The organism is Caballeronia sp. A2-2 (assembly GCF_057612605.2).
Map to the genome: position 1 here is coordinate 83,069 of NZ_JBVFIR010000004.1, position 22,613 is coordinate 105,681.

Sequence of the window (22,613 nt, forward strand, 5' to 3'; positions counted from 1 at the left end):
GGGAGTTAGACTCATGAAACACATCAAGAAGATTGCCTGCACGGCGGCGGTAACGGCTCTTGCCATGGCATTGAGCGCATGCGGCACGGTTCGGCAGACCGCTACCGCGCCTTCGCTTTCGAATGGCGACAAGCTCGCGGTGTTGTCCATCGCCAATTACACGGAAACGCCGGATGCGGGGCATAGCGCGGAATCCATCGCGGCCAACACGCTGCGCGCGGGCGGTATCGCGGACGTGCGCATCGCGCCGTCGGAGACAAATCGCAATGCGTTGTTCGATACGGCCCAGCGCGCCGACAGCGGCAAATCGCTCGAATGGGCGCGTGCGCAGAATGCGCGCTACGTGCTGACCGGCGCGGTGGAAGAGTGGCGCTACAAGACGGGCGTCGACGGCGAGCCGGTGGTCGGCGTCACCTTCGAACTGATCGATGTATCGAATGGCGCGGTGGTCTGGAGCGCAACGGGCACGCGCACCGGCTGGAGCCGTTCGGGTTTGTCGAGCGTCGCGACCACGTTGATCGCCAGCGTGCTTTCGCCCTTGCAGGCGCGTCAGTAATCACGCAACACTATAAAAAAGGAACAGGCCGTGAGCACCGCAGCCGTGGAAAACAATCCGGGCGTGTCGAAACGCCAGGCGCAGCCGTTCGGGAATCTCGGACGTTTGCGCCGCTTGCTCGCGCCCGCGGTGGCGCGGCCTTATGCCATCGTCGAAAGTGTCGTGCTCGTGCTGGTCACGCTGATGATCGCGCATTGGATCGATGCAGACGATCCCTTGCTGCTGCGTGGCGGCTTTCCGTGGCTGTGGCTCGTGCCCTTGCTTGTGGCCCTGCGCTACGGCACGCTACTCGGGCTGTTGGCGGGCGGCATCATGCTGGGCGCGTGGTCGCTGGCTTATCCGCACGCTGTGTTTCCCGCGCTGTATTTCGCGGGCGGTTTCTGCCAGACCATTCTCGGCGGCCATTTCGGCGATACATGGGGAAGCCGCGCCGAGCGTTCGTCTGCATTGAACGATTACCTGAATGACCGGCTCGTCGCGCTTACCAACAGTCACTATCTGCTGCGCTTGTCGCATGAGCGGCTTGAGAAGGATTTGCTGTCGCGTCCTGCCACGTTGCGCGATTCGATCACCGAACTGCGAAGACTCGCGGTGGATAGCGATGCGACGGCAAGCGCAGGCGGCCTGCTCGAATTCGTCGCGCAAGCATGTCAGATCGAAGTGGCGGCGCTTTATCCGGTGCACAACGGCAAGCTCGGCGCTGAAGCCGTCGCGCATATCGGCGATGCCTTCACACTCGACCCGCGCGATGAAATGGTGACGCACGCGCTCGAAAGGCAAAGCGTCGCACACCTGAAGGATGCCGACAGCATCGCGCCATCGAGCCAATATCTCGTATGCGCGCCGCTCGTGTCCGCCGATGGCGAAACGCGCGGCATGCTCGTCATCAAGCGCATGCCGTTCCTGTCGCTCAACTTCGACAACCTGCAACTCCTGCTCGTGCTGCTGTGCTACTACGCGGATGGCGTCGAACATTCGTCGTTCGTGCAAGGCGTGCTGGATCATGTGCCGGATTGTCCTTCCGAATTCGCGCTCGATCTTGGACGGCTCACGCGTCTTCAGCGCAAGGCGGGTGTGGCATCGTCGCTCGTCGCACTGGTGTTTCCGCGCGATGAAGCGGGCGATTCGCTATTCGAGCATGTCATACGCCGCCGTCGTTCGCTCGATGTCATGTGGCCCGTGCAGACCGCGAAACAATCCGTACTGCTGAACCTCATGCCCGCGACAGATTCGACCGGTATCGATGGCTATCTCGCGCGTATCGAAGCGAGTCTGCTGGCGCAGTTCAATATCGATCTGGAAAGCGCGCGCATCGGTGTGCATACGCTGCATCTCGAAGGCGATGAACCGGGCGCGGCGCTCGAACGTCTACTCAAGCGAAGCGGCCTCGATGTCTAAGATCCGTTCCATTCTCGTCAGCGGCATCGCGGCCATCGTCGCGGTTGTCGTGCAATACGTGGCGCTCGTGAGCCTGTTCGAGTACACGGGCACGGGCGATCCGTTGCTGCGCTTCTTCGCCATTCAGGCGTTGGCGGCGTTGGCGGAAGCGGTCGCGCTGCGTGGCTGGTTGCCGGTGCGCTATCGCGAACCGCGTCGCGTGGCGCTGCTTTTCGTATGGCTCGCCTGCACGTTCGTGCCGCTGCTCGGTGGCGTGGTCGTGCTTGTAAGTTGCATCTGGGCGGCGGTGTTTCCCGGTGGCGAGAAAGGCCGCGATCTCGATGATGTACCGCGTCCGCAGTTCGTGACCTATCTCGTGTCGCGCGTGCAGCATGGTGGCGGTGCGCGCTTGCAGGCGCGTCTTGCCAATACGCAGGTCGCGCCCGCCGATCGTTTGTCCGCGCTCGTTGCCATCCAGAACATGCCGATTCGAACCACCGGCACGCTACTGCGCGAGTTGCTCGCCGATCCGCTCGAAGATATTCGTCTGATCGCATATGGCACGCTGGATCATGCGGAGAACGAAATCATGCAGAAGATCTTCCAGACGAGCAAAACGCTGGAAGCCACCGGTAACGAGAGCGAACGCGCCGCGCTCAACCGCATGCTGGCCGAACTGTATTCGGAGCTGGTTTATCAAAATCTCGTGCAGGGCGAAGTTCGCAAGCACACCATCGAACAAGCCGACCGTTACGCACGTATCGCGCTGGACGCCATGCCCAACGATGCCGCGATGTGGCTCACGCGCGGCCGTCTTGCATTGGCGAACGGCTTGCCCGATGACGCGCAGGAGCGCATCCAACGCGCGCTTGAATACGGCTTCCCGCGCGACCGTCTGGTGCCGTGGCTCGCCGAAGCCGCCTTCCTGCGCGGCGATTTTCCGCTCGTCAAGAAACTGCTTGCATCGCTGAACAACGCGGCGACGCTGCCCACGCTCAACCCGGTCGTGAAGTATTGGTCATGATGAAAGAACTCCCGAACCTCCGCGCCGCCGATGCCGATGTCTGCCTCCTGCTCGAAGGCACGTTCCCGTTCGTGCGTGGCGGCGTATCGAGTTGGGTCAATGAAATGATCCGCTCGTATCCGCAGACGCGCTTCGCCATTGTTTTCATCGGTAGCCAGAAGCAGGATTACGCTGGCGTGGCGTATGCGTTGCCCGACAACGTGGTGCATATCGAAACGCATTACCTGTACGAACCCGTCGTGGCAGATGCCCGGCCGCGTTCGGTCGAAGGCGATGCCGCGGCATTCGTGCGCTCGCAACAGTTGCACGATGCACTGCGCGATCCACGCAATGGCCGCGATGCGGGCGCGTTGCTCGCGGACATGATTCCCATGCTCGGCAGCGATGGCGCGCTCAACGAAGAGCACTTCCTGACGAGCCGCGCCGCGTGGCATCAGATTGCCGATCAATACGAAAAGTACTGCACGGACCCTTCGTTCACGGACTATTTCTGGACCGTGCGCATCATGCACAAGCCGTTGTGGCAACTTGCGCGCGTGGCGGAAAACCTCTTGCCTGCGCGGGTTTATCACACGGTATCGACCGGTTATGGCGGCTTCCTCGGCGCATTGATGCACTATCGCACGGGACGTCCGCTGCTGATCTCCGAGCATGGCATCTATACGAAAGAACGCAAGATCGATCTTTTGCAGAGCCAATGGATTCGCGACAATCGCGGCGTGTTCGAGCGCGATATCTCGCGTGTGAGTTACTTCCGCGAATTGTGGGTGCGCTTCTTCGAGGCTATCGGCAAGCTCGCGTATGACGCATCGGACGACATCATCGCGCTGTATGAGGCGAACCGTCAGCGGCAAATCACCGATGGCGCGCGCGCCGAACGCACGCAATGCATTCCCAATGGCATCGATGTCGATGCACTCGCGCCGCTGGTCGCCGAGCGCAAGCCGCGTGCGAACAAGGTGGTCGCCCTCATCGGCCGCGTGGTGCCGATCAAGGACATCAAGACGTTCATTCGCGCGATCTTTATCGCGTCGCGCAGCATGCCGGATCTCGAAGGCTGGATCATCGGGCCGGAAGAGGAAGATCCAGCTTATGCGCTCGAATGCCGCGCGCTGGTGGAAAGTCTCGGCCTGTCGCGCAACCTCAAGTTCCTGGGCTTTCAGCGTATCGACGAGATGTTGCCGCAAGTAGATGTGATCGCGCTCACGTCGATCAGCGAAGCGTTGCCGCTCGTCGTGCTCGAAGGCTTCGCGGCGGGCGTGCCCTCCATCACGACGGATGTGGGCTCGTGCCGTCAGTTGATCGAAGGCGTGGACGCGGAAGACCGCGCGTTGGGGTCCGCAGGTGCGGTGGTGCAGATTGCCGACCCTGCGGCATTCGCGCAAGCGGTCCTCGCCTTGCTTGCCGACGACGAGCGCTGGCACGCCGCGCAACAGGCGGGCCTCGCCCGTGTGCGCCGCTATTACACGAAGAAGCAGATGATCGACCGTTATCGCACGCTGTACGAGCGTTTGTCCGCCATGCCGGATCGCGCCCGCAACGATGTGACCGCCGGCGCCGCGCGTTGCCCGATGCATCAAAAGCGTCGTGAATTGCAGGAGACACGCTAATGGCCGGAATCGGATTCGAACTGCGCAAGATCATGCGCCGCGACACGCTCGCGGGCGTGGCGCGCGCTTATGCGTATGCGGGATTGATCAGCTCGGGGCCGCTTATTCTGTCGATATTCGGCATCCTGATTATCGGCCTGATCAGCTTGACTTCCGTCATACCGACATTCGCCATCGTGCAGTTTCAGGTATCGGTGACTTACCTCATCGCGCTGAGTCTGATATTGACGGGTCCGCTGCAACTCTCGTTCACGCGCTTTATCTCCGACCGCCTGTTCGAGAAGCGAGACGACCTCGTGTTGTCGAACTATAACGGCGTGGTGCTGGTGTCGTCGGTGCTCGCGAGCGTGGTGGCGGTCGTCGCGATGCTCGTCGGCTTCCGTGATGAACCGCTCTTATATCGCCTGTTGATGGTGACGGGCTTCGTCGTCGTGAGCAATATCTGGATTGCGGTGATCTTCCTGTCGAGCGTGAAGCAATACCGGCAGATTTTGATGGTGTTCGCGGTGGGCTATGCGTGCACGGTCTGCCTTGCGCTGGCGCTGAACGGGTATGGACTCGTCGGCTTGCTCGGCGGCTTTGTCGCGGGGCATATCGTGTTGCTGGCGGGATTGTCGGGGCTGATCTATCGCAACTACCGCAGCGAACGTTTCGTGTCCTTCGAAGTGTTCGAGCGGCGTTATGCGTATCCGAGTCTGGCGCTTGTCGGGCTGTTCTTCAACATCGGCGTGTGGCTCGACAAGTTCATGTTCTGGTATTCGCCGGGCACGGGCACGCGTGTGATCGGGCCGCTGCATGCATCGGTGATCTACGACATTCCCATTTTCATTGCGTATGTCTGCGTGATGCCGGGCATGGCCACGTTTCTCGTGCGCATCGAGGCGGATTTCGTCGAGTACTACGATGCCTTCTACGATGCCGTGCGCAATGGCGCGACGCTGCGTCATATCAACGAGATGCGCGACATGATGGTGGGCAGCGTACGCGCGGGTCTCTATGAAATCATCAAGGTGCAGACGGTGGTGCTGCTTTTCATCGTCGCGTTCGGTGAGCGCGTGTTGGAATTGCTGGGCATTTCGCCGCTTTACATGCCGCTTCTTATCGTCGATGTGGTCTCGGCGAGTCTTCAGGTGTTGTTGCTGGGGCTGCTCAACGTGTTCTTCTATCTCGATGGAAGGCGAGTCGTGTTGAGACTGACCGGTGCGTTCGTGGTATTGAACGGCGTGTTCACGGGCATCACGCTAAGGCTCGGGCCGGACTTTTACGGCTATGGCTTCGCGCTTGCGTTGCTGGTGGTGACGGTCGGTGCCGTGAAGGTGCTGGATCGCAAGTTCCTTTCGCTCGAATACGAAACCTACATGCTGCGCGGTTGATGAAACGCTCGACACTCCCCATGCTCATGCGCCATGTCAGCCGTTTCATGCGGTTGGCGGTGCTCTCCATGTTCGCCACGCTCGCGCAGGCGCAGAATGCGGCGGCGCCGTCCGTGGTGCTTTATTACGGCGCGAATCCGCCAGTCGATGAACTGGCCGCGTTCGATGTCGCCGTCATCGAACCGGATTCGGGCTTCGCGCCGCGTGCTCATGCGCAAGCGCATGCGTTCTGGTTCGCGTATGTGAGCGTGGGTGAGGTCAATCCTGAGCGGCCGTATTTCAAGGCTATGCCGTCCGCGTGGATGCCGGGTAGGAATGGGGCGTGGGCATCGCATGTCGTCGATCAGACTGCTGCGGGTTGGCCCGAGTTCTTTGTTAGCAAGGTCATTGCGCCGTTGTGGAAGCAGGGTTATCGCGGCTTCTTTCTCGATACGCTCGATTCCTATCAACTGATCGCAAAGACGGATGCGGCACGTGCTGCGCAGGAAGCGGGGCTTGTGAAGGTCATACGGTTGATCAAGGCGCGTTATCCGCAAGCGAGGCTTATCTTCAATCGTGGTTTTGAGGTCTTGCCCCAAGTGCATGATCTTGCTTACATGGTGGCGTTTGAGTCGCTGTATCGCGGATGGGATGCGAGTAAGCAACGCTATGCCGAGGTGCCGCAAAGCGATCGCGACTGGTTGATGATGCAGGTTTCTATTATCCGCGATCGATACAGGCTTCCGGTGTTGGCGATCGATTATTGCGATCCTGCGGATAGGGCTTGTGCTGCGGATACGGTTGCGCGCATTCAGAAAGATGGCATTGTGCCGTATGTTACGGATGGCGCGTTGATGACTGTGGGGAGGGGGCCGGGGTAGGGGCTGCTGTGTTTTTGTCGTGCAATTGGCTGTTGGTGTTTGTGTCTTTATTGCAGTAGCCGCCTCCCCGGCGGGGGGGTAACTTTCTTTGCTGCTGCAAAGAAAGTCACCAAAGAAAGCTTTTTACCCCATGCACGATGGCTGGAGAGGGTTGGTCTGGATTAACCGATGCAGTGGCCACAATAGGACTGTCCACGCATAACGAGCCACCTAGGCAAACTAGCGATTGCGCGCTCGAAGAATCAACGCTCAGTGGACCGCATTCATTCAATCGGCCATGCGCTGCGCGCGCCGAGAAAGTAAGAACGGAATCCCGCAGCCTATCAGCGCCCAGCCACCTCACGCTTCCCCGCAAGATTGCTATTCGGTCCTACCTTGGTTAGTGCTCCGACTAAAAGGTAACTGGCGTTGGTGTGCGCGCTTTGCCCAAAAGCGCTTTCCAAGGTTGGGCCGAATAACGACATAGCGGTGACGTGTGATGTGGCTGGGCGCTCATACGCTGCGGGGTTCCGTTCGTACATTCTCGGCGCGCGAAGCGCATGGCCGAAAGAATGAATGCGGTCCACTAAGACAAAAGGGTTTGAGCGCGTAATCGTTAGGTTGCCCACGCGCTTAACCGAACGTGGGACATCCTATTGCGGCCACTGTATCGTTAATCCAGACCACCCTTTCCAGCCATCGTGCATGGGGTAAAAAGCTGCTTTCCTTGGTGACTTTCTTTGCAGCAGCAAAGAAAGTTACCCCCCGCCGGGGAGGCGGCTACTGAATAAAAAGCACAAAAAAGAGAAGCCCTTTGCGCGAAAGAAAAAAAATCAAACCACAGCTAATACGTAATCGTCGCAATCACCGTATCGATATAACTCCCCGCTGGCTGACTAACCTGCGGCACAATACGTCCATAAACAGGAATATTCTGCGTGTTCCCATTACCCACGCCCGCATACGCCGCAGTGCCTGCGCTCCCATCACCCCAGGCTTTGGTAAACCCCGTATCCTGATAGAGCTGATAGCTCACCTGATTACTTCCACCGCTCCGCGTCATGAACCGCTTGGCGACAGTCGCGCTCGTGCCACTACCAGCCGAAAGCGTGATCGAATACGGCGCAGTATTAGTGCAAGCCACGCTCAATTGACCATTCGCGGTGATGGTGGATGTCAGCAACCCCGCCGTGCCGAAGTTGATATTGGTCGCGCTGATAGTGCAATCGTTGATGACGCTCGCCTGAACGGTGAACGAAAGCGCTGCCGGATTCGCGGTCAACGATGTACACGAAGGCGGACTGGACAGCAGATACGCCTGATAGGTCACCTGCGCCTGCGCGCTGCCTGTAAAGGTCGAGAGATAAGTCCCTGCAACAAGGGACGTCTGCCCCGCAGGAATGCGCCCGTATAACGTCACGTTCGTCGTATAGGTCGTAAGCGCGGTGAGCGGTATGTCGATGTTGATCGGTGCATACGCCGCGGTGCGCGTGCCCCAGATGTTGGTGCCCGCCGAATCGGAAAAGAGGTTGTACTGCAACGTATTGGTGCCGCTCGCAAGCACGCGCGGCGCATACGACGACCCCGCGCTTCCGGTGCCGATATTCACGCATACACGCATCGGCAGATTGATAAGGCCGGTACACGTCACCGCGACGGTGCCCGTGGCCGTGGCGGCGGAAGTGGTGGCGGGAGAGATGGACCCGAAGTTGATGCTGGAGATGGTCACGCCGCACGTCTGCGCTTGCGCGGGCGCGCATCCCATGAACCATATGAAAAGCAGGACGAGCGCGATGCGCAAGGCGGTTTCTCCTGTTGAATCACCGCATACTAACGCACTCGTCGCACTTATGGCTTGAGTGCGTCAGGCAAAACGCCCTTGCGCCAAGTCTTCAAGCAAAGTCGGACCGGTCGGCCGCCAACCTAGCCGCGCTTGCGTCAACGCGCTCGATGCGGGCATGTCGAGGCCGACGAACATCGACATCCAGCCGAAGTGAGCCTGTGCTTCTTCCGCGCTCAGGGAAACGACAGGCAGCTTCAGGCCACGCCCCAACGCTTCCATGATGTCCCGGCTGCGCACGCCTTCCTCGCCGACCGCGTGATAACGCGCGCCGGGCAGCGCCTTTTCGAGCGCCAGACGATAGAGACGCGCCGCATCGCTGAGATGGCCTGCGGGCCAGCGATTGCCGCCATCGCCAACATAAGCGCATACGCCTTTTTCGCGCGCGATGGCGACGAGCGGCGTGATGAGCCCTTGTTTCAAGGGGTCATGCACTTGCGGCAGACGCATCACCGACACATTGATGCCGCGTTCGAGCAACGCCTGCCCCGCGAGTTCAGACGCGATACGCGGGTTCGGATGGTGCGGATTGAACACATCTTCCGATGCAGGTTCGCCATGCTCGCCGCTGCCTATTCCGGTCCCCGAAGTAATCACGAGCGGACGATCCGAGCCCGCGAGTGCCTCGCCGAGCGCCGCAATCGCGCGCTTGTCTTTCTCGCAGTTTTCGATAAAGCGCGAGAAGTCATGATCGAACGCGACGTGGATCACGCCATCCGCCTTGGCCGCGCCGCTGCGCAAACTTTCCGTGTCCTCCAGCGTGCCGCGATGCACTTCCGCGCCTGCCTGCTCCAACGCGTGCGCGCCCGCATCCGAACGCGTCATGCCGATCACATGATGACCCGCTTCGATAAGCTCAGGCACGACCGCCGAGCCGATGAAACCCGTTGCACCTGTCACGAAGATACGCATAGGAAGCCTCCTGTCCTTTGAACGTCACCGGGACACTATGGCTTCGAATACGGCCCTGTTGAAGTAGTGACGTTATCGTAGTAAACGGACTAACAGGATCAGGACAGGAAGGGTAGGGATGTCAGCGCTTCGCAAGTTTGCCAGAGGCGCGCGGCATCGGCTTCGTTGCGCGCCTGCGGTGCGATTTTCGCCGGTCCCACGCGTTCGCCACGTGCTTCGAAAAGACCGAGCGGACCGTAATAGCCTCCGCTTACGGCATCCGGCGCGGTGGCCGCATGGAGCGTGGGCAACGCGCCTTCGAAATCGCTATTCAGCACGGTGCCGATGAACCCGCGCAACGCGGCACGCACCGCACGACTGAATGCGGTCTGGTCGCTGCCGAACAGATTCGTGCTGGCGACGCCCGGGTGCGCGGCAACCGACATCACGCGCGAATGCGCCGAACGCAAACGCCGGTCCAGTTCGAACGCGAACATGAGATCCGCGAGCTTCGATTGGCGGTAAGCGCGCATCGGCCCATAACTGCGCGTGGACTGAAGATCGTCGAATTCGATCGCGCCATGCTTGTGTGCAAGTGATGCAATGGTCACCACGCGCGGCGCTTCGGATGAAGTGTCGGCCGCCATCTCCAACGCAGGCATCAGTAACGCCGTCAACGCGAAATGACCGAGCACGTTGGTGCCGAACTGCAACTCGAAACCATCGGCGCTTTCGAGCCGTTGCGGCGGCGCCATCACGCCTGCGTTGTTGATGAGCAGATCGAGCGGCCGACGTTGCGCGAGTTCTTTCTCGGCGAACGCACGCACGGATGCAAGACTCGAAAGGTCGAGCAAAGCCAGTTGTGCACGTGCGCCCGGCACCTCGCGTTGCATCCGATTCAACGCATCGGCACCGCGACGTTCATCGCGGCATGCAAGCACGATCTGCGCGCCATGCATGGCCAACACCGCCGCCGCGTGATAACCAATGCCACTGTTCGCGCCCGTGATAACCACACGCCGTTGCGTCTGCGAGGCAATGTTGCCCGGTGTCCACTGTCTGCCTGAATTCATGATCGATTGGAAGTAAGAGTCAGCAGCCAGCCTACCATTGCCACAAGAACGAGCGTCTTGACGGATTGTATGACAGGAATATAATCAGGCCGTCTGATGATGGTGAGATTCGAAGCGTTTTGTAAGGACAACCGCTTTCATAAAAGCAGAAGAATCCCGGAGACACATCAAGATGCAAGCAACAGCGAACGTAGGCGCACGCCTGGACGGGTTGCCGTTATCCCGGTTTCACTGGCGCATCCTCGGCCTCATCGCCGCGGGCATGTATTTCGATTCTTTCGACATCTATATCGCAGGCACCGTGCTTGCCGCGCTGATTCACAGCGGCGAGTCCACGTTGAGCCTCAACGCATCGTTCGTCGCGGTCACCTTCGTCGGCATGATGATCGGCGCATGGCTTTCCGGCATTCTCGGCGACCGCTTCGGTCGGCGCTTCTGCTATCAATTCAATCTCGCCATATACGGGTCGATGTCGATCGCCGCCGCGCTCGCGCCGTCGATCTACTGGCTCATTGCCTTTCGCTTCATGATGGGTATCGGCATGGGTGCGGAGATTGTCGTGGGGTACGGCACGCTGAGCGAGTTCATTCCCGCGACGTGGCGCGGACGCTTCGGCACCATCCTCAATCTCATCATCAATACGTCGCTGTTTCTTTCGACGTTTCTCGGCTGGCTGATCGTGCCGCATTTCGGCTGGCGGCCCATGTTCGTGATCGCGGGATGTGGCGCGCTGTTCGTGTGGTTCCTGCGCAAGTCGATGCCGGAGTCGCCGCGCTGGCTCGCAAGCCAGGGGCGCACAGAGGAAGCACGTGCGCTCGTCGAACGTATCGAGGAGGATTGCGGCGTGGCGCCGGGAACGACTGCCGCGCTCGAAGAAACACGCATGCCGCAAGGCTCCGAATCGAGGCTTGCCGATCTCTTCGACCGCCGATTGCTCACGCGCACGATCACGGCCATCGTAGTGCTGGTCGCGCTGTTCATCGTCAACTTTGCCTTTGTGAGCTGGATACCGACCTTTCTCGTGAAGCAAGGCCATAGCATGTCCAACTCGCTCGGCATCACGGCGCTGATGTTCGCGGGCGGGCCGCTCGGTTCGTTCATCGCGTTCCTGCTTGCCGAGCGTATCGGGCGCAAGTGGGGCATCGTGATTTTCTCGCTTGTTTGCGCGGGTTTCGGCGTGGCTTATCCGTTCGCGCAAACGGCGGTCGCCATCAGCGCGATCGGTTTCTTCATTACGTGCTGCATCTATGTGCTTTCTTCGCTGAGCGTGGCGAGTTACGTGCCCGAACTCTTTCCGACGCCGTTGCGCATGCGCGGTTCGGGGCTCGCGAATGCCGTGGGACGTGGCGTGAGTATCGGGGTGCCGTATGCGGTGGCGAGCGCTTATACGCGCTTTGGCATTGGCGGCGTGCTGGCGTTGATTGTCGGAACGCTCTTGATGCAAGCGCTCGTGGTCGGCATTCTCGGTGCCGAGACCAAGAGCCGTTCGCTTGAAGATATCGCGCAAGACGCGGGCAGTCCGATTGCCGAAGCAATCGAGAATGAACCCGCGCACGCCGTCAAATAAGCCTGGAGACAAGACACATGACCACGGAGAACTATCGAATCTACGCCGTCAAATACGCGCATTTCGAACGGCGTTCAGGCGACAACTTTCTCGGCGGCGATTCGCATGATGTGCCGATGCCGCTGGACTATTTCGTCTGGGCCATCGTCGGGCGCGAGCGGACTTTCATCGTGGATACAGGCTTCGATCAGGCCATGGCGGGCAAGCGCGGGCGCACCATCACGAATCCTGTCGATGTAGGCTTGAAGCGCATCGGCATCGAACCGGATGCGGTGCAGGATGTGATCGTCACACACATGCATTACGACCACGCGGGCAATGCGTCTTTGTTTCCGCGCGCGACCTATCACGTGCAGGACCGCGAGATGGCGTATTGCACCGGGCGCTGCATGTGTCATCACGCGTTGAGTCATCCCTTCGAACCGGACGACGTGAAGGCGATGGTCGGTCGTCTGTTCGATGGCCGCGTGCGCTTTCATGAGGGCGCATCGGAAGTCGCGCCGGGCATCACCGTGCATTGGGTAGGCGGTCATACGAACGGCCTGCAGATCGTGCGCGTGCAGACGGAACGCGGCTGGGTGGTGCTGGCATCCGATGCTTCGCATTTCTATGCAAACATGCAGGAGCATCGGCCATTTCCGGTGGTCTATAACGTCGGCGACATGCTCGCGGGTTATGAGACCGCGCATCGGCTTGCGGAATCGCCCACGCATGTGGTGCCGGGTCACGATCCCGCCGTGCTCGAACGCTATCCGTCGCATGATCGCGACACGCAGGGCTGGATCGTGCGTCTCGACGCCGCCGCACGATGATGACGCTCAAGGGCAAAGGCGCGCTCGTCACCGGATCGTCGGCGGGACTTGGTCTCGCGATGGCGACCGCGCTCGCACACGCGGGCTGCGCTGTCGTGCTGCATGGGCTGGACGCGCCCGAACATGTCACGCCCGCGCTGCAAGGCATTCCATCCGCAAGCTATATCCGCGCGGATCTCTCGACCGTGGCGGGCGTGGACGAACTCATCGATGAGGCGACGAATCGGCTCGGCACGCTCGACGTGCTCGTGAACAATGCGGTGGTGCGCCATTTCGCGAGCATCGACACATTTCCGCTCGAACACTGGAACGCGGCGCTCGCGGTCAATCTAACGGCTGCGTTGCGCGCGATACAACGGGTCTTGCCCGGCATGCGGGAGCGCCGCTGGGGACGCATCTTCAACATGACCTCGGTGTACGGCGCGCGCGGTGTCGCCAATCGCGTGGACTACGTAACAACCAAGACGGCGCTCGTCGGTCTCACGCGTGCCGTGGCGATGGAAACGCTCGATGCGGGCATCACCTGCAACGCGATCTGTCCGGGCTCGGTGCTCACGCCGAATATCGATGGCCGCATCGAAGCGCTGATGAACGAGCGCAAGCTCACGCGCGCGGAGGCCGAACGCGCGTTTCTCGCGGGCAAGCAGCCCACTGGAGAACTCGTGGAAGCGTCGCACGTGGCGGACATGGTGGTGTATCTGTGCAGCCCATCCGCGAGCCAGATCACGGGCACGACGATGCCCATAGAAGGAGGCTGGCTTGCAAGCTGAACACGATCTTCCGTCGCACGTGCTTGCGCGTTTCGTCGCGCGATCGCAATGGCAAGACGTGCCCGGCGATGTGCGGCATGAAGCGAAACGCGCGCTCGTCAATTACTTCGCGGTGGCGCTGGCAGCCGCGAACGAACCGACCATCGATGCGGCCATCGCCGTGCATGAACGTTTCAGTGCGAACCGCTCGGCGAGCCTCGTGGGCCGCGCAACGCGAACGGACATGCTCAATGCCGCCGCGCTCAACGCCGTGAGCGCGAACGTGTTCGATTTCGACGACACGCATATTCCGACCATCATCCATCCTGCCGCGCCTGTGGCCGCAGCGCTTTTCGCGCTCGCTGAAGACAAGGCGATGTCAGGCGAAAGCTTGCTGCATGCGTTCGTGTTGGGCGTGGAAGTGGAATGCCGCATCGGCATGGCGGTTTCGCCGGAACATTATCAGCGTGGCTGGCACATCACATCGACATGTGGCGTATTCGGTGCGGCCGCCGCCGTTGCAAAGGTGCTCGGGCTTTCGCAGGAGCAGATCGTATGGGCTTTCGGACATGCGGCGGCGCAGGCGGGTGGACTCGTGGAAACGTTGGGCACGATGGCCAAGAGCGTAAGCGTGGGCAACGCGGCGCGCAATGGCATTGTTGCGGCGTTGCTTGCGCAAGCTGGGTGCAACGGGCCGAAAGCGCCGCTCGAAGGCGAGCGGGGCTATCTGCGTGTGAGTGCTTCGCATGTCGAACTAAATGAATTGACCGATGAACTAGGTCACGCGTGGGCGTTGCGTGCGAATACGTATAAGCCCTATCCGTGCGGCGTCGTGCTCAATCCCGTTATCGACGCGTGCCTTGCGCTAAGGCGTAATACACGCTTCACGCTCGCGGACATCGAAGGTGTGGAGCTGACCGGGCATCCGCTGCTGCGAGAACGCACGGATCGTCCCGGCGTGCGCACGGGGCGGGCATCGCAAGTGAGCGCGCAGCATGCGGTGGCCGTCGTGCTCGCGCGTGGCGAAGCTGGCTTGCCGGAGTTCAGCGATGCCGCCGTTGCCGATCCCACGCTGGGTGCATTGTCCACGCGATTGCATTTCATCGACGATGCAGACATGCCTGTCGAAGCCGCGCGGGTATCCGTGCGACTGCGCTCGGGCGAACATTTCACGCAGCACATCGAGGCCGCGCGCGGCAGCCTTGGCGCGCCGCTCACGGACGCCGAACTCGCCGACAAGCTCGCCCGTCTGGCCGAATTCGGCGGCACGGGAATCGCACCGCGTCCGCTCGCGGAAGTCTTGTGGCGGCTCGACGCTGAACCGGACGCCACCGCGCCCATGAAGCTCGCGCGCCTCTGACTCATCTTCAACACTCGCATCGAGGATCGATCATGTCTCTTGCAGCAAGCGATAAAAGCAAAACGCCGCTGGGCTTCGTCGGCGTCGGCACGATGGGCCACCCCATGGCGCAGCGTTTGATGGAAGCCGGCCACCCGCTCGTCATATTCGACGCAGACCGCATCGCCGCCGAAGCACTCGCGCAAAGCGGGGCACAGGTCGCCGCTTCCGTGCGCGAAGTGGCAGACCGCGCGCGCATCGTGTTCACAAGCCTGCCGACGCCCGCCGTCTTCAAGCAAGTCGCGTTGGGCGCAGGCGGCATCGTGGAAGGCGAGAGCGTGAAGATACTCGTCGATCTGTCCACGGTCGGATCGCGCACGGAGAAGGAAGTTGCGGATGGACTCCTCGCCAAGGGCATCGAAACGGTCGATGCACCGGTGAGCGGCGGCGCGGCGGGTGCGAAGAAGGGCACGCTCGCGATCATGGCAGCAGGCAAGGAGACCGCGCTCGACGAAGTGCGCGCGCTTTTCGAAGTGCTCGGCCGTGTGTTCGTCGTGGGCGATACACCGGGGCAAGGACAACTGATCAAATTACTCAACAACATGCTTTCGTCGACGGCGCTCGCCATCACGTCTGAAGCATTCGTTGCGGGCGTGCGCGGCGGACTCGATCCTGAAACGATGATGTCGGTCTTCAATGCAGGCAGCGGCAAGAACGGCGCGACGCTCGACAAGTTTCCCAAGCACGTTTTGCCACGCACTTTCGATTTCGGCTTTCCTATCTCCAGTGTGTGCAAGGACATTGGCCTTGCAGTGGAGGAATGTCAGGCGCTGGGCGTGCAGATGTGGGTGGGCAATGTCGCGCGTCAGGTATGGAACAACGCCTTGATGCAGGACGGCACCGCGCGCGACATGACGGAGATCGTGCGTTATGTGGAGCGCTGGTCGTCGCGCGAGGGTCTTGATGATTGAAACACGATACTAAGGAGAACGTCATGCTCTACGAAATGCGCATCTATCACTGCGCGCCGACGCGCCTGCCCGCCTTGCTCGACCGTTTCAGCAACATCACGCTGGGCTTCTTCGAGAAGTACGGTATCGAGCAGGCCGGATTCTTCACGACGTATATCGGCGCGAGCAATCACTCGCTCACGTATCTGCTGAAGTGGAAAGATCTGGCCGAGCGCGAGCAGAAGTGGAACGCGTTTCAGGCCGATCCCGAATGGATCGCGAAGCGCGCCGCGACGGAGGCGGAGCGGCCCATCGTCGAGCGCATCGAAAGTCATATTCTCACGCCCACGGCGTTCTCCGCTGTCGGTCGCTGACTAACGGAGAAACGAACATGGCCCGCGAAAGCCAGTTCTTTATCGATGGACAATGGGTCGAACCGCATGCGCCGCGTTGGTTCGACATGATCGATCCTGCCACGGAAGCGCCGCATGGACGGCTCGCGCTCGGCGATGCACACGATGTCGATCATGCCGTGCAGGCCGCACGCCGCGCGCTTCCGTCATGGTCGCGCACGAGTGCGCCCGAGCGACGAGCATTGCTCGAACGTGTGCTGCGCATCTACGAGCGACGTCAAGATGAGTTCGCCGTGGCGATGTCGCGTGAAATGGGCGCGCCGATTGCATTTTCGCGCAGCGGGCAGACAGCGCGTGGGCCCGCGCATCTCAAGGCGCTCATCGAAGTGCTCGAAGGCTTCGAGTTCGAAACGCAGCAGGGCAGCACGCGCATCGTGCATGAACCCATCGGCGTGTGCGGACTCATCACGCCGTGGAACTGGCCGATCAATCAGATTGTAGTGAAGATCGCGCCCGCGCTGGCGGCGGGTTGCACGATGGTGCTCAAGCCCAGCGAGTATTCGCCGCTGAGCGCGCTGTTGTTCGCTGAAGTGCTCGATGAAGCCGGCACGCCGCCCGGCGTCTTCAATCTCGTCAACGGCGATGGTCGCGGCGTGGGCGATGCCATCGCGCGCCATCGCGATATCGACATGGTGTCGTTCACCGGTTCGACGCGGGCGGGCGTACTGGTTGCGCAAGCGGCAGCGGAGACCGTCAAACGCGTGGCGCAGGAGTTGGGCGGCAAGTCGGCCAACATCCTGCTCGACGATGTGGACCTTCAGGCTGCCGTCACGCGCGGCGTGGCCGCGTGTTTCACGAATTCCGGTCAATCGTGCTCGATTCCCACGCGCATGCTGGTGCCGCGTGCCTTGATGAACGATGCCGCGCAAATAGCGAAGCAAGCCGCCGAAGGCTTTCGCACCGGCGACCCGAACGACGAGCACACGCAGCTCGGGCCGCTCGTCAACGCGGCGCAATTCGAGCGCGTGCAGCGGTTGATCGAAAAGGGCATCGATGAAGGCGCGCGGCTCGTGACGGGCGGTGCGGGACGTCCCGAAGGATTGACGCGCGGTTACTACATCAAGCCTACCGTTTTCGTGAACGTGACGCGGGACATGAGCATCGCGCGCGAGGAAATCTTCGGACCCGTGCTGTCGATCATGCCGTATGACAGCGTGGATGAAGCCATCGACATCGCCAATGATACGGACTACGGATTGGCTGCTTACGTTCAATCCGCAGACCTCGCGCGCGCACGGGAAGTCGGCCGTGCATTGCGTGCGGGCGGCGTGCATCTGAACTATCCGTCGCCTGATTTTCATGCGCCGTTCGGTGGCTATAAACGCTCGGGCAATGGCCGCGAATGGGGCGAGGCAGGCTTGCGCGAATATCTGGAAACGAAGGCGATGGTGGGCTACGGCGTCTGATCGAAGCCAATCGAAACGTAATGCAAAGGAGAGGACGCGAACATGGACACCAACGAACGCTTCGACAAGGGTTTCGACAATCGCAAGGAAGTACTGGGCGCGGCGCACGTCGAGAAGTCATGGGCCAATGCCGACGAATTCAACCGGCCCATGCAGAAGTTCGTCACGGAAGCGTGCTGGGGCGATATCTGGGGCGATCGCACGCTTTCGTTCAAGACGCGCAGCATGCTGAACCTCGGCATGCTGACCGCCATGAGCCAGCATCACGAACTGGCCGTGCATGTGAAGGGCGCATTGCGTAACGGCGTGACGCAGGACGAGATTCGCGCCGTGCTCATGCAGGCGGGCATCTATTGCGGCATGCCGCTCGCACTCGCGGCGTTTCGCGTGGCAAGCGAGGCAATCAAGGCATACGAAGCGGAGAACGCGAAAGACTAGTTAAGTGGCATACCGCATAAAAACACGGAGACGACGATGAAAACCCTCACCGCATCGGACGTGATGGCGTCCGATAACGTGCAGTCGATCGAACAGAGAAGGCGCAACGCGATCAAGGGCGCGTTCTTCTCCGAGTTCATCGATATGTTCGATATCTATCTGCCGGTGGTGGTGCTCTCGCCGGTGCTCGCGTATTTTCAGCCGCCGCATCTGTCCAGCGGCATGGAGACGATACTTGCATCGCTCGTGTTCATCACGACGCTGCTCGGGCGGCCGGTGGGTGCGCTGCTGTTCGGCATGATCGCGGACCGTGTCGGGCGTCGCACGGCGTCGATCTGGTCGGTGTCGGGGTTCGGCGTGGTCACGCTGTTGATCGCACTGTTGCCGGGCTATGAAAGCATCGGCATTCTGTCGTACTGGCTGCTGGTGCTGCTGCGTTTCGTCGATGGCATTTTTCTCGGCGGCGGCTATACGGGTGCGATGCCGCTTGCCATCGAGTATTCGAAGAAGGCGCAGCGCGGCTTCGTGGGCGGGTTCATCATCGCGGGATTTCCGGCGGCTTATGTGACCATCAATCTGGTCGCCATGCTCATGTTTTTGCTGTTTCCGCTGCATGGCATGAGTTCGCCGTATGCGCAGTGGGGCTGGCGCATTCCATTCGTGATCGGTGCGGTGCTCGCGGGCGTGCTCGCGCTTTACTATGTTCATAAGGTATCCGAATCGCAGATCTGGGAGAGCGAAGCCGCGGACAAGAGCGACAAGGCGGAAAAGCTGCCGCTGACCGATCTGCTGCGCGGCAAGAGCGGACGCAACTTGCTTCAGGTTCTCGTGATGATGACGGGCTTCTGGCTCACGCAGAACATCATCACCATCTATCTGCCAACCGGTTTGCTCGTGAAAACGCTGCATCTCACCGGCTTTCAAATGACCCTCACGCTGATGGTCACGTACTTCGTGCTGTTCTTCAGCTATATCGCGTCGGGCATGATCGCGCAGCGCACGGGGCGGCGGCGATTTTTCATCGTGGTGGGTCCACTCATTGCAACCGTGGGCGCGGCGCTGCTCTACGTGCTCGCGAACAACGATGGTCTTTCGCTCACGACGATCATCACGCTGACGTGTGTGCTCGCGGTGCTGGTCACTTCGCCGTGGGGCGTGATCGTCACATACATCAACGAGCGCTTCGTCACCGATGTTCGCGCAACGGGTTTCGGCGTGGGCTTCAGTCTTTCGGTCATCATCCCATCGTTTTATGCCTTCTACATGAACTGGCTGAGTGCGCTGATGCCCTTGCGCATGACCTCGGTGGCGCTGCTCGTGCTGGGCGGCATCATCGGTGCGGTCGGCGCGGCGATGGGACCGGAAACAAAAGATGTGGACTTCTGATCGATAAGGATGACTGACATGAACAAGGAGCGAATCGGGTTTGTCGGCCTCGGCAACATGGGTGGCCGGATGACGAAGCGCCTGGTCGCAGCAGGCATTTCCGTGTGCGGTTACGACACGGCGAAAGACCGCGCGGAAGCAGTGGGCGCGCAAGCGGCCGCATCGCTCGCGGAGGTGGCGAAGTTCGCCGATGTCGTGATGATGTCGCTACCGGACAGCCACGTGGTCGAAGCGGTGATAGAAGGCGAAGACGGCTTGCTCGCGCATTGCCGCGAGGGACAGGTCATCGTCGATCTGAGCACGGCGGCGGCAAGTTCGACCATGCGGCTGGCCAAGTGCTTCGCCGAACGTGGCGTGCAATACATCGATGCCGGCATCTCCGGCGGCGCGGCGGCGGCCGACAAGGGCACGCTCACGCTGATGGTGGGCGGCGATCGCGCGACCGTCGATGCAATAGCGTGGGCCTTTGCGCCGATCAGCGCGAAGGTCGCGTACATGGGCGAAAGCGGTGCGGGGCATACCACGAAATTGCTGAATAACTTTCTCAATGCGGTGAGCCTCGCCGCGAGCGCCGAGGTGATGGTCGCAGGCAAGAAAGCCGGTCTCGACCTGCACGTTCTGCTCGATGTCCTCAACAGCAGCACGGGCGTGAACTTCGCCACGCTCAACCGCTTTCCAAAGATTGTCGATGGCGACTATCTCGAAGGCGGCCTGACGGGCAAGCTGATGACGAAGGACGTCATGCTCTACGTCGTGCGCGCGCGCGAACTCGGCGTGGCATCGCTCAATGCGGCGGGTCCGCTTGCGAGCTTTGGTCTCGGCACCGCGCTCGGTTATGGCGATGCCATCAGCAACCGCGTAGTCGACGCCATCGGCGACGTATCGGGCGGCGTGCGTCTTTTCGATCGATCCGCAAACAAGGAGAACGAAGCATGAAGGTTTTTCACGGCAGGGCGGAAGGCGGCAAGTCGGAGCGTCGCGGCGAGACCTTCACGGGCGAAGTGTGGGCCGACCCGGTGATGCCGCCGACCGATGGCGTCACCATCAACACGGTGATGTTCACGCCGGGCGGACGCACCTACTGGCATACGCATGAACGCGGGCAAATCCTACAGGTCACCGCGGGACGCGGCTGGGTCTGTCTCGACGGGGAGCCGCCGCGAGAGATCCGGCAGGGCGATATCGTGTTCATCGGGCCGAACGAGCGGCATTGGCACGGGGCGAGCGACAGCAGTTACATGGTGCATATCGCGACATCGCTCGGCAAGGCCGTATGGCTCGAAGAAGTGGCGGAGCAGGACTATCCGCGTGGATTGGAGTCTGTCGATGAATAGCGAGAGCGCTCGCATCAAGGAAGAATTCGTGCGCGTGCATGGCGTGTGGAATGCCGCGTGGGAAAGTATGTTGAGGCTGGACGCGGGCTTCGTCGCGGCTTATGTGGAGTTCTGCGGTGTGCCCGCGCGCCGCAATCGTCTCGATGACAAGACGCGCGCGTTCATCGCACTCGCCGCCGATGCCTGCGCCACGCAGTTGTGGAAACCGGGCGTGGAGCGGCATATTGCGCGGGCGCTTGAATTCGGCGCGAGTCGTGAGGAGTTGATGGAAGTGCTCGAACTAGTGAGCACCATCGGCATTCACACGAGTAATGTCGGCGTGCCGGTATTGCTTGAAGTGCTGGAGGAAGAAGGCTTGCGCGATGGCCCGAAGCCGCTCGACGAACGGCAAGGCATGCTCAAGGCCGCATTCGAAAAGAACCGTGGTTATTGGCATCCGACCTGGGAAGGCCTGCTCGAACTCGATCCCGATCTTTTCGAAGCCTATGTGAATTTTTCATCGGTGCCGTGGCGCACCGGCGTGCTCGCACCAAAGATCAAAGAGTTTATCTATTGCGCGTTCGATGCATCGGCCACGCATCTCTATGTGCCGGGTCTCAAGCTGCACATGCGCAATGCCCTGCGCTACGGCGCGACTGCGGAAGAATTAATGGAATTGCTGGAAGTGGTGAGCACGACAGGCATTCACGGCGCGGAGCTCGGCGCGCCCATGCTCGAGGCCGCGCTGGAAAAGCACGCCGGCGCGCGTTAGCGGTCCGCTATGATGACGGGTATGTTTGTCGGACGGGAAGACAATAATGTCGACTGATTTGGGTTTGGTGCGGCCGGAAACGCTGCGGCATCAGGTTGAAAACGCGCTGCGCAAGGCCATCATGACGGGGCGTTTTGCACCGGGCGCGCGGCTGGTCGAGCGCGAGCTTTGCGAGACGCTCGGCGTGAGCCGCACGTCCGTGCGTGAAGCGTTGCGCAAGCTGGAAGCGGAAAAACTCGTGCGCAACGTGCCGCACAAGGGGCCGGTGGTCGCGGTGATGTCGCGCGACGAAGCGCACGAGCTGTATGCGTTGCGTGGCTTGCTGGAAGGCTTCGCCGCGCATGAATTCGCCACGAATGCGAGCGATGAAGCCATTTCTCGTTTCGGCGAAGCGGCGAAGGAACTGCGCGCGCAGGCCACCGCGCAGAATCGCGACGGCGTACTCGATGCTAAAACCGCGCTATACGATATCCTGCTCGACAGTTGCGGCAATACGCTGGTCAAGGAAATATTGCATAGCCTGTATTTGCGCATTAATTTGCTTCGCGCCACTTCCTTGATGCATCCCGACCGATTGCCCGCCAGCTTGAAGGAAATCGACAAACTCTATAAAGCGATCAAATCGCGCGACGCGGAACAGGCACAAGCCATTGCGCGGCTGCACGTGGCGAATGCGGAAAAAGCCGCCATGCGCATGCTGGAAGCGGACGATACGTTCTGAAAGCCCCTGAATTCAAGAATCTGCATGCGCTGAAAATTGCGCGCTTAAGCGCTAAAAATAACGATATCCAGAGCAATCGCATTTATTTTGCATTTTTTTTGTAAGACAATTGATGCTGGTCAAGAATACTTTTCTCTGACACTCTAGGCACTTATCGTGGCGCA

22 protein-coding genes are annotated in these 22,613 nt (G+C 60.7%); 19 read left to right on the plus strand and 3 right to left on the minus strand.

What is annotated here, in order from left to right:
* Positions 1–13: 13 nt before the first annotated feature.
* Genes ACZCWR_RS31310 through ACZCWR_RS31335 form a run of 6 tightly spaced genes read left to right on the plus strand, consistent with a single transcriptional unit; the run spans position 14 to position 6,800 of the window.
* Entirely contained in the window at positions 14–556 is a 543-nt protein-coding gene (locus ACZCWR_RS31310; protein WP_487306564.1) for a penicillin-binding protein activator LpoB, read from the plus strand.
* Between the two features lie 30 nt (positions 557–586).
* Positions 587–1,954 (plus strand): PelD GGDEF domain-containing protein, encoded by a 1,368-nt coding sequence (locus tag ACZCWR_RS31315; RefSeq protein WP_487306565.1) that lies wholly within the window; start codon positions 587–589, stop codon positions 1,952–1,954.
* A complete protein-coding gene (locus ACZCWR_RS31320; protein ID WP_487306566.1) occupies positions 1,947–2,957 on the plus strand; it encodes a hypothetical protein in 1,011 nt (336 codons plus the stop codon). Before ACZCWR_RS31315 ends, ACZCWR_RS31320 begins: the two co-directional genes overlap by 8 nt.
* Positions 2,954–4,567 carry a GT4 family glycosyltransferase PelF gene (gene pelF, locus ACZCWR_RS31325; RefSeq protein WP_487306567.1) on the plus strand — a complete coding sequence of 538 codons (1,614 nt, stop codon included), beginning with the start codon at positions 2,954–2,956 and terminating at the stop codon, positions 4,565–4,567. Before ACZCWR_RS31320 ends, pelF begins: the two co-directional genes overlap by 4 nt.
* Positions 4,567–5,940: an exopolysaccharide Pel transporter PelG gene (pelG, locus tag ACZCWR_RS31330; RefSeq protein ID WP_487306568.1), complete on the plus strand. Its 1,374-nt coding sequence runs from the start codon at positions 4,567–4,569 to the stop codon at positions 5,938–5,940. The genes pelF and pelG overlap by 1 nt, the downstream gene beginning before the upstream one ends.
* Positions 5,941–5,960: 20 nt before the next feature.
* Positions 5,961–6,800, plus strand: coding sequence for an endo alpha-1,4 polygalactosaminidase (locus ACZCWR_RS31335; RefSeq protein ID WP_487306569.1), 840 nt, complete (start codon positions 5,961–5,963; stop codon positions 6,798–6,800).
* Between the two features lie 823 nt (positions 6,801–7,623).
* Here ACZCWR_RS31335 and ACZCWR_RS31340 read toward each other — a convergent pair.
* The 3 genes from ACZCWR_RS31340 to ACZCWR_RS31350 form a co-directional block, all read right to left on the minus strand.
* Entirely contained in the window at positions 7,624–8,580 is a 957-nt protein-coding gene (locus ACZCWR_RS31340; RefSeq protein ID WP_487306570.1) for a Csu type fimbrial protein, read from the minus strand.
* Between the two features lie 63 nt (positions 8,581–8,643).
* On the minus strand, positions 8,644–9,531 hold the full coding sequence (locus ACZCWR_RS31345) for an SDR family oxidoreductase (protein ID WP_487306571.1): 888 nt from the start codon (positions 9,529–9,531) through the stop codon (positions 8,644–8,646).
* 98 nt (positions 9,532–9,629) lie between these two features.
* Positions 9,630–10,583 (minus strand): oxidoreductase, encoded by a 954-nt coding sequence (locus ACZCWR_RS31350; RefSeq protein ID WP_487306572.1) that lies wholly within the window; start codon positions 10,581–10,583, stop codon positions 9,630–9,632.
* 172 nt (positions 10,584–10,755) lie between these two features.
* Here ACZCWR_RS31350 and ACZCWR_RS31355 point away from each other — a divergent pair, with 172 nt between their 5' ends.
* Genes ACZCWR_RS31355 through ACZCWR_RS31415 form a run of 13 tightly spaced genes read left to right on the plus strand, consistent with a single transcriptional unit; the run spans position 10,756 to position 22,449 of the window.
* Positions 10,756–12,150, plus strand: a complete 1,395-nt coding sequence (locus ACZCWR_RS31355) for an MFS transporter (RefSeq protein WP_487306573.1) — start codon at positions 10,756–10,758, stop codon at positions 12,148–12,150.
* Between the two features lie 17 nt (positions 12,151–12,167).
* On the plus strand, positions 12,168–12,962 hold the full coding sequence (locus ACZCWR_RS31360; protein ID WP_487306574.1) for an N-acyl homoserine lactonase family protein: 795 nt from the start codon (positions 12,168–12,170) through the stop codon (positions 12,960–12,962).
* Entirely contained in the window at positions 12,962–13,732 is a 771-nt protein-coding gene (locus ACZCWR_RS31365; protein ID WP_487306825.1) for an SDR family oxidoreductase, read from the plus strand. The genes ACZCWR_RS31360 and ACZCWR_RS31365 overlap by 1 nt, the downstream gene beginning before the upstream one ends.
* The gene (locus ACZCWR_RS31370) at positions 13,722–15,071 is read left to right on the plus strand and encodes an MmgE/PrpD family protein (protein ID WP_487306575.1); all 1,350 of its coding nucleotides are present in this window, start codon (positions 13,722–13,724) and stop codon (positions 15,069–15,071) included. The genes ACZCWR_RS31365 and ACZCWR_RS31370 overlap by 11 nt, the downstream gene beginning before the upstream one ends.
* 32 nt (positions 15,072–15,103) lie before the next feature.
* Positions 15,104–16,021 carry an NAD(P)-dependent oxidoreductase gene (locus tag ACZCWR_RS31375; RefSeq protein WP_487306576.1) on the plus strand — a complete coding sequence of 306 codons (918 nt, stop codon included), beginning with the start codon at positions 15,104–15,106 and terminating at the stop codon, positions 16,019–16,021.
* Between the two features lie 23 nt (positions 16,022–16,044).
* Positions 16,045–16,374: an NIPSNAP family protein gene (locus tag ACZCWR_RS31380; RefSeq protein ID WP_487306577.1), complete on the plus strand. Its 330-nt coding sequence runs from the start codon at positions 16,045–16,047 to the stop codon at positions 16,372–16,374.
* A 17-nt stretch (positions 16,375–16,391) separates the two neighbouring features.
* The gene (locus ACZCWR_RS31385) at positions 16,392–17,819 is read left to right on the plus strand and encodes an aldehyde dehydrogenase family protein (RefSeq protein ID WP_487306578.1); all 1,428 of its coding nucleotides are present in this window, start codon (positions 16,392–16,394) and stop codon (positions 17,817–17,819) included.
* Positions 17,820–17,861: 42 nt separating this feature from the next.
* Positions 17,862–18,257: a carboxymuconolactone decarboxylase family protein gene (locus ACZCWR_RS31390; RefSeq protein WP_487306579.1), complete on the plus strand. Its 396-nt coding sequence runs from the start codon at positions 17,862–17,864 to the stop codon at positions 18,255–18,257.
* Positions 18,258–18,293: 36 nt separating this feature from the next.
* Positions 18,294–19,643 carry an MFS transporter gene (locus ACZCWR_RS31395; protein ID WP_487306580.1) on the plus strand — a complete coding sequence of 450 codons (1,350 nt, stop codon included), beginning with the start codon at positions 18,294–18,296 and terminating at the stop codon, positions 19,641–19,643.
* Positions 19,644–19,661: 18 nt separating this feature from the next.
* Positions 19,662–20,579 carry an NAD(P)-dependent oxidoreductase gene (locus ACZCWR_RS31400; protein WP_487306581.1) on the plus strand — a complete coding sequence of 306 codons (918 nt, stop codon included), beginning with the start codon at positions 19,662–19,664 and terminating at the stop codon, positions 20,577–20,579.
* Positions 20,576–20,977 carry a cupin domain-containing protein gene (locus ACZCWR_RS31405; RefSeq protein ID WP_487306582.1) on the plus strand — a complete coding sequence of 134 codons (402 nt, stop codon included), beginning with the start codon at positions 20,576–20,578 and terminating at the stop codon, positions 20,975–20,977. The genes ACZCWR_RS31400 and ACZCWR_RS31405 overlap by 4 nt, the downstream gene beginning before the upstream one ends.
* Positions 20,970–21,728, plus strand: coding sequence for a carboxymuconolactone decarboxylase family protein (locus ACZCWR_RS31410; RefSeq protein ID WP_487306583.1), 759 nt, complete (start codon positions 20,970–20,972; stop codon positions 21,726–21,728). Before ACZCWR_RS31405 ends, ACZCWR_RS31410 begins: the two co-directional genes overlap by 8 nt.
* Before the next feature lie 46 nt (positions 21,729–21,774).
* Positions 21,775–22,449 (plus strand): GntR family transcriptional regulator, encoded by a 675-nt coding sequence (locus ACZCWR_RS31415; protein WP_487306584.1) that lies wholly within the window; start codon positions 21,775–21,777, stop codon positions 22,447–22,449.
* The last annotated feature ends 164 nt before the right edge of the window (positions 22,450–22,613 follow it).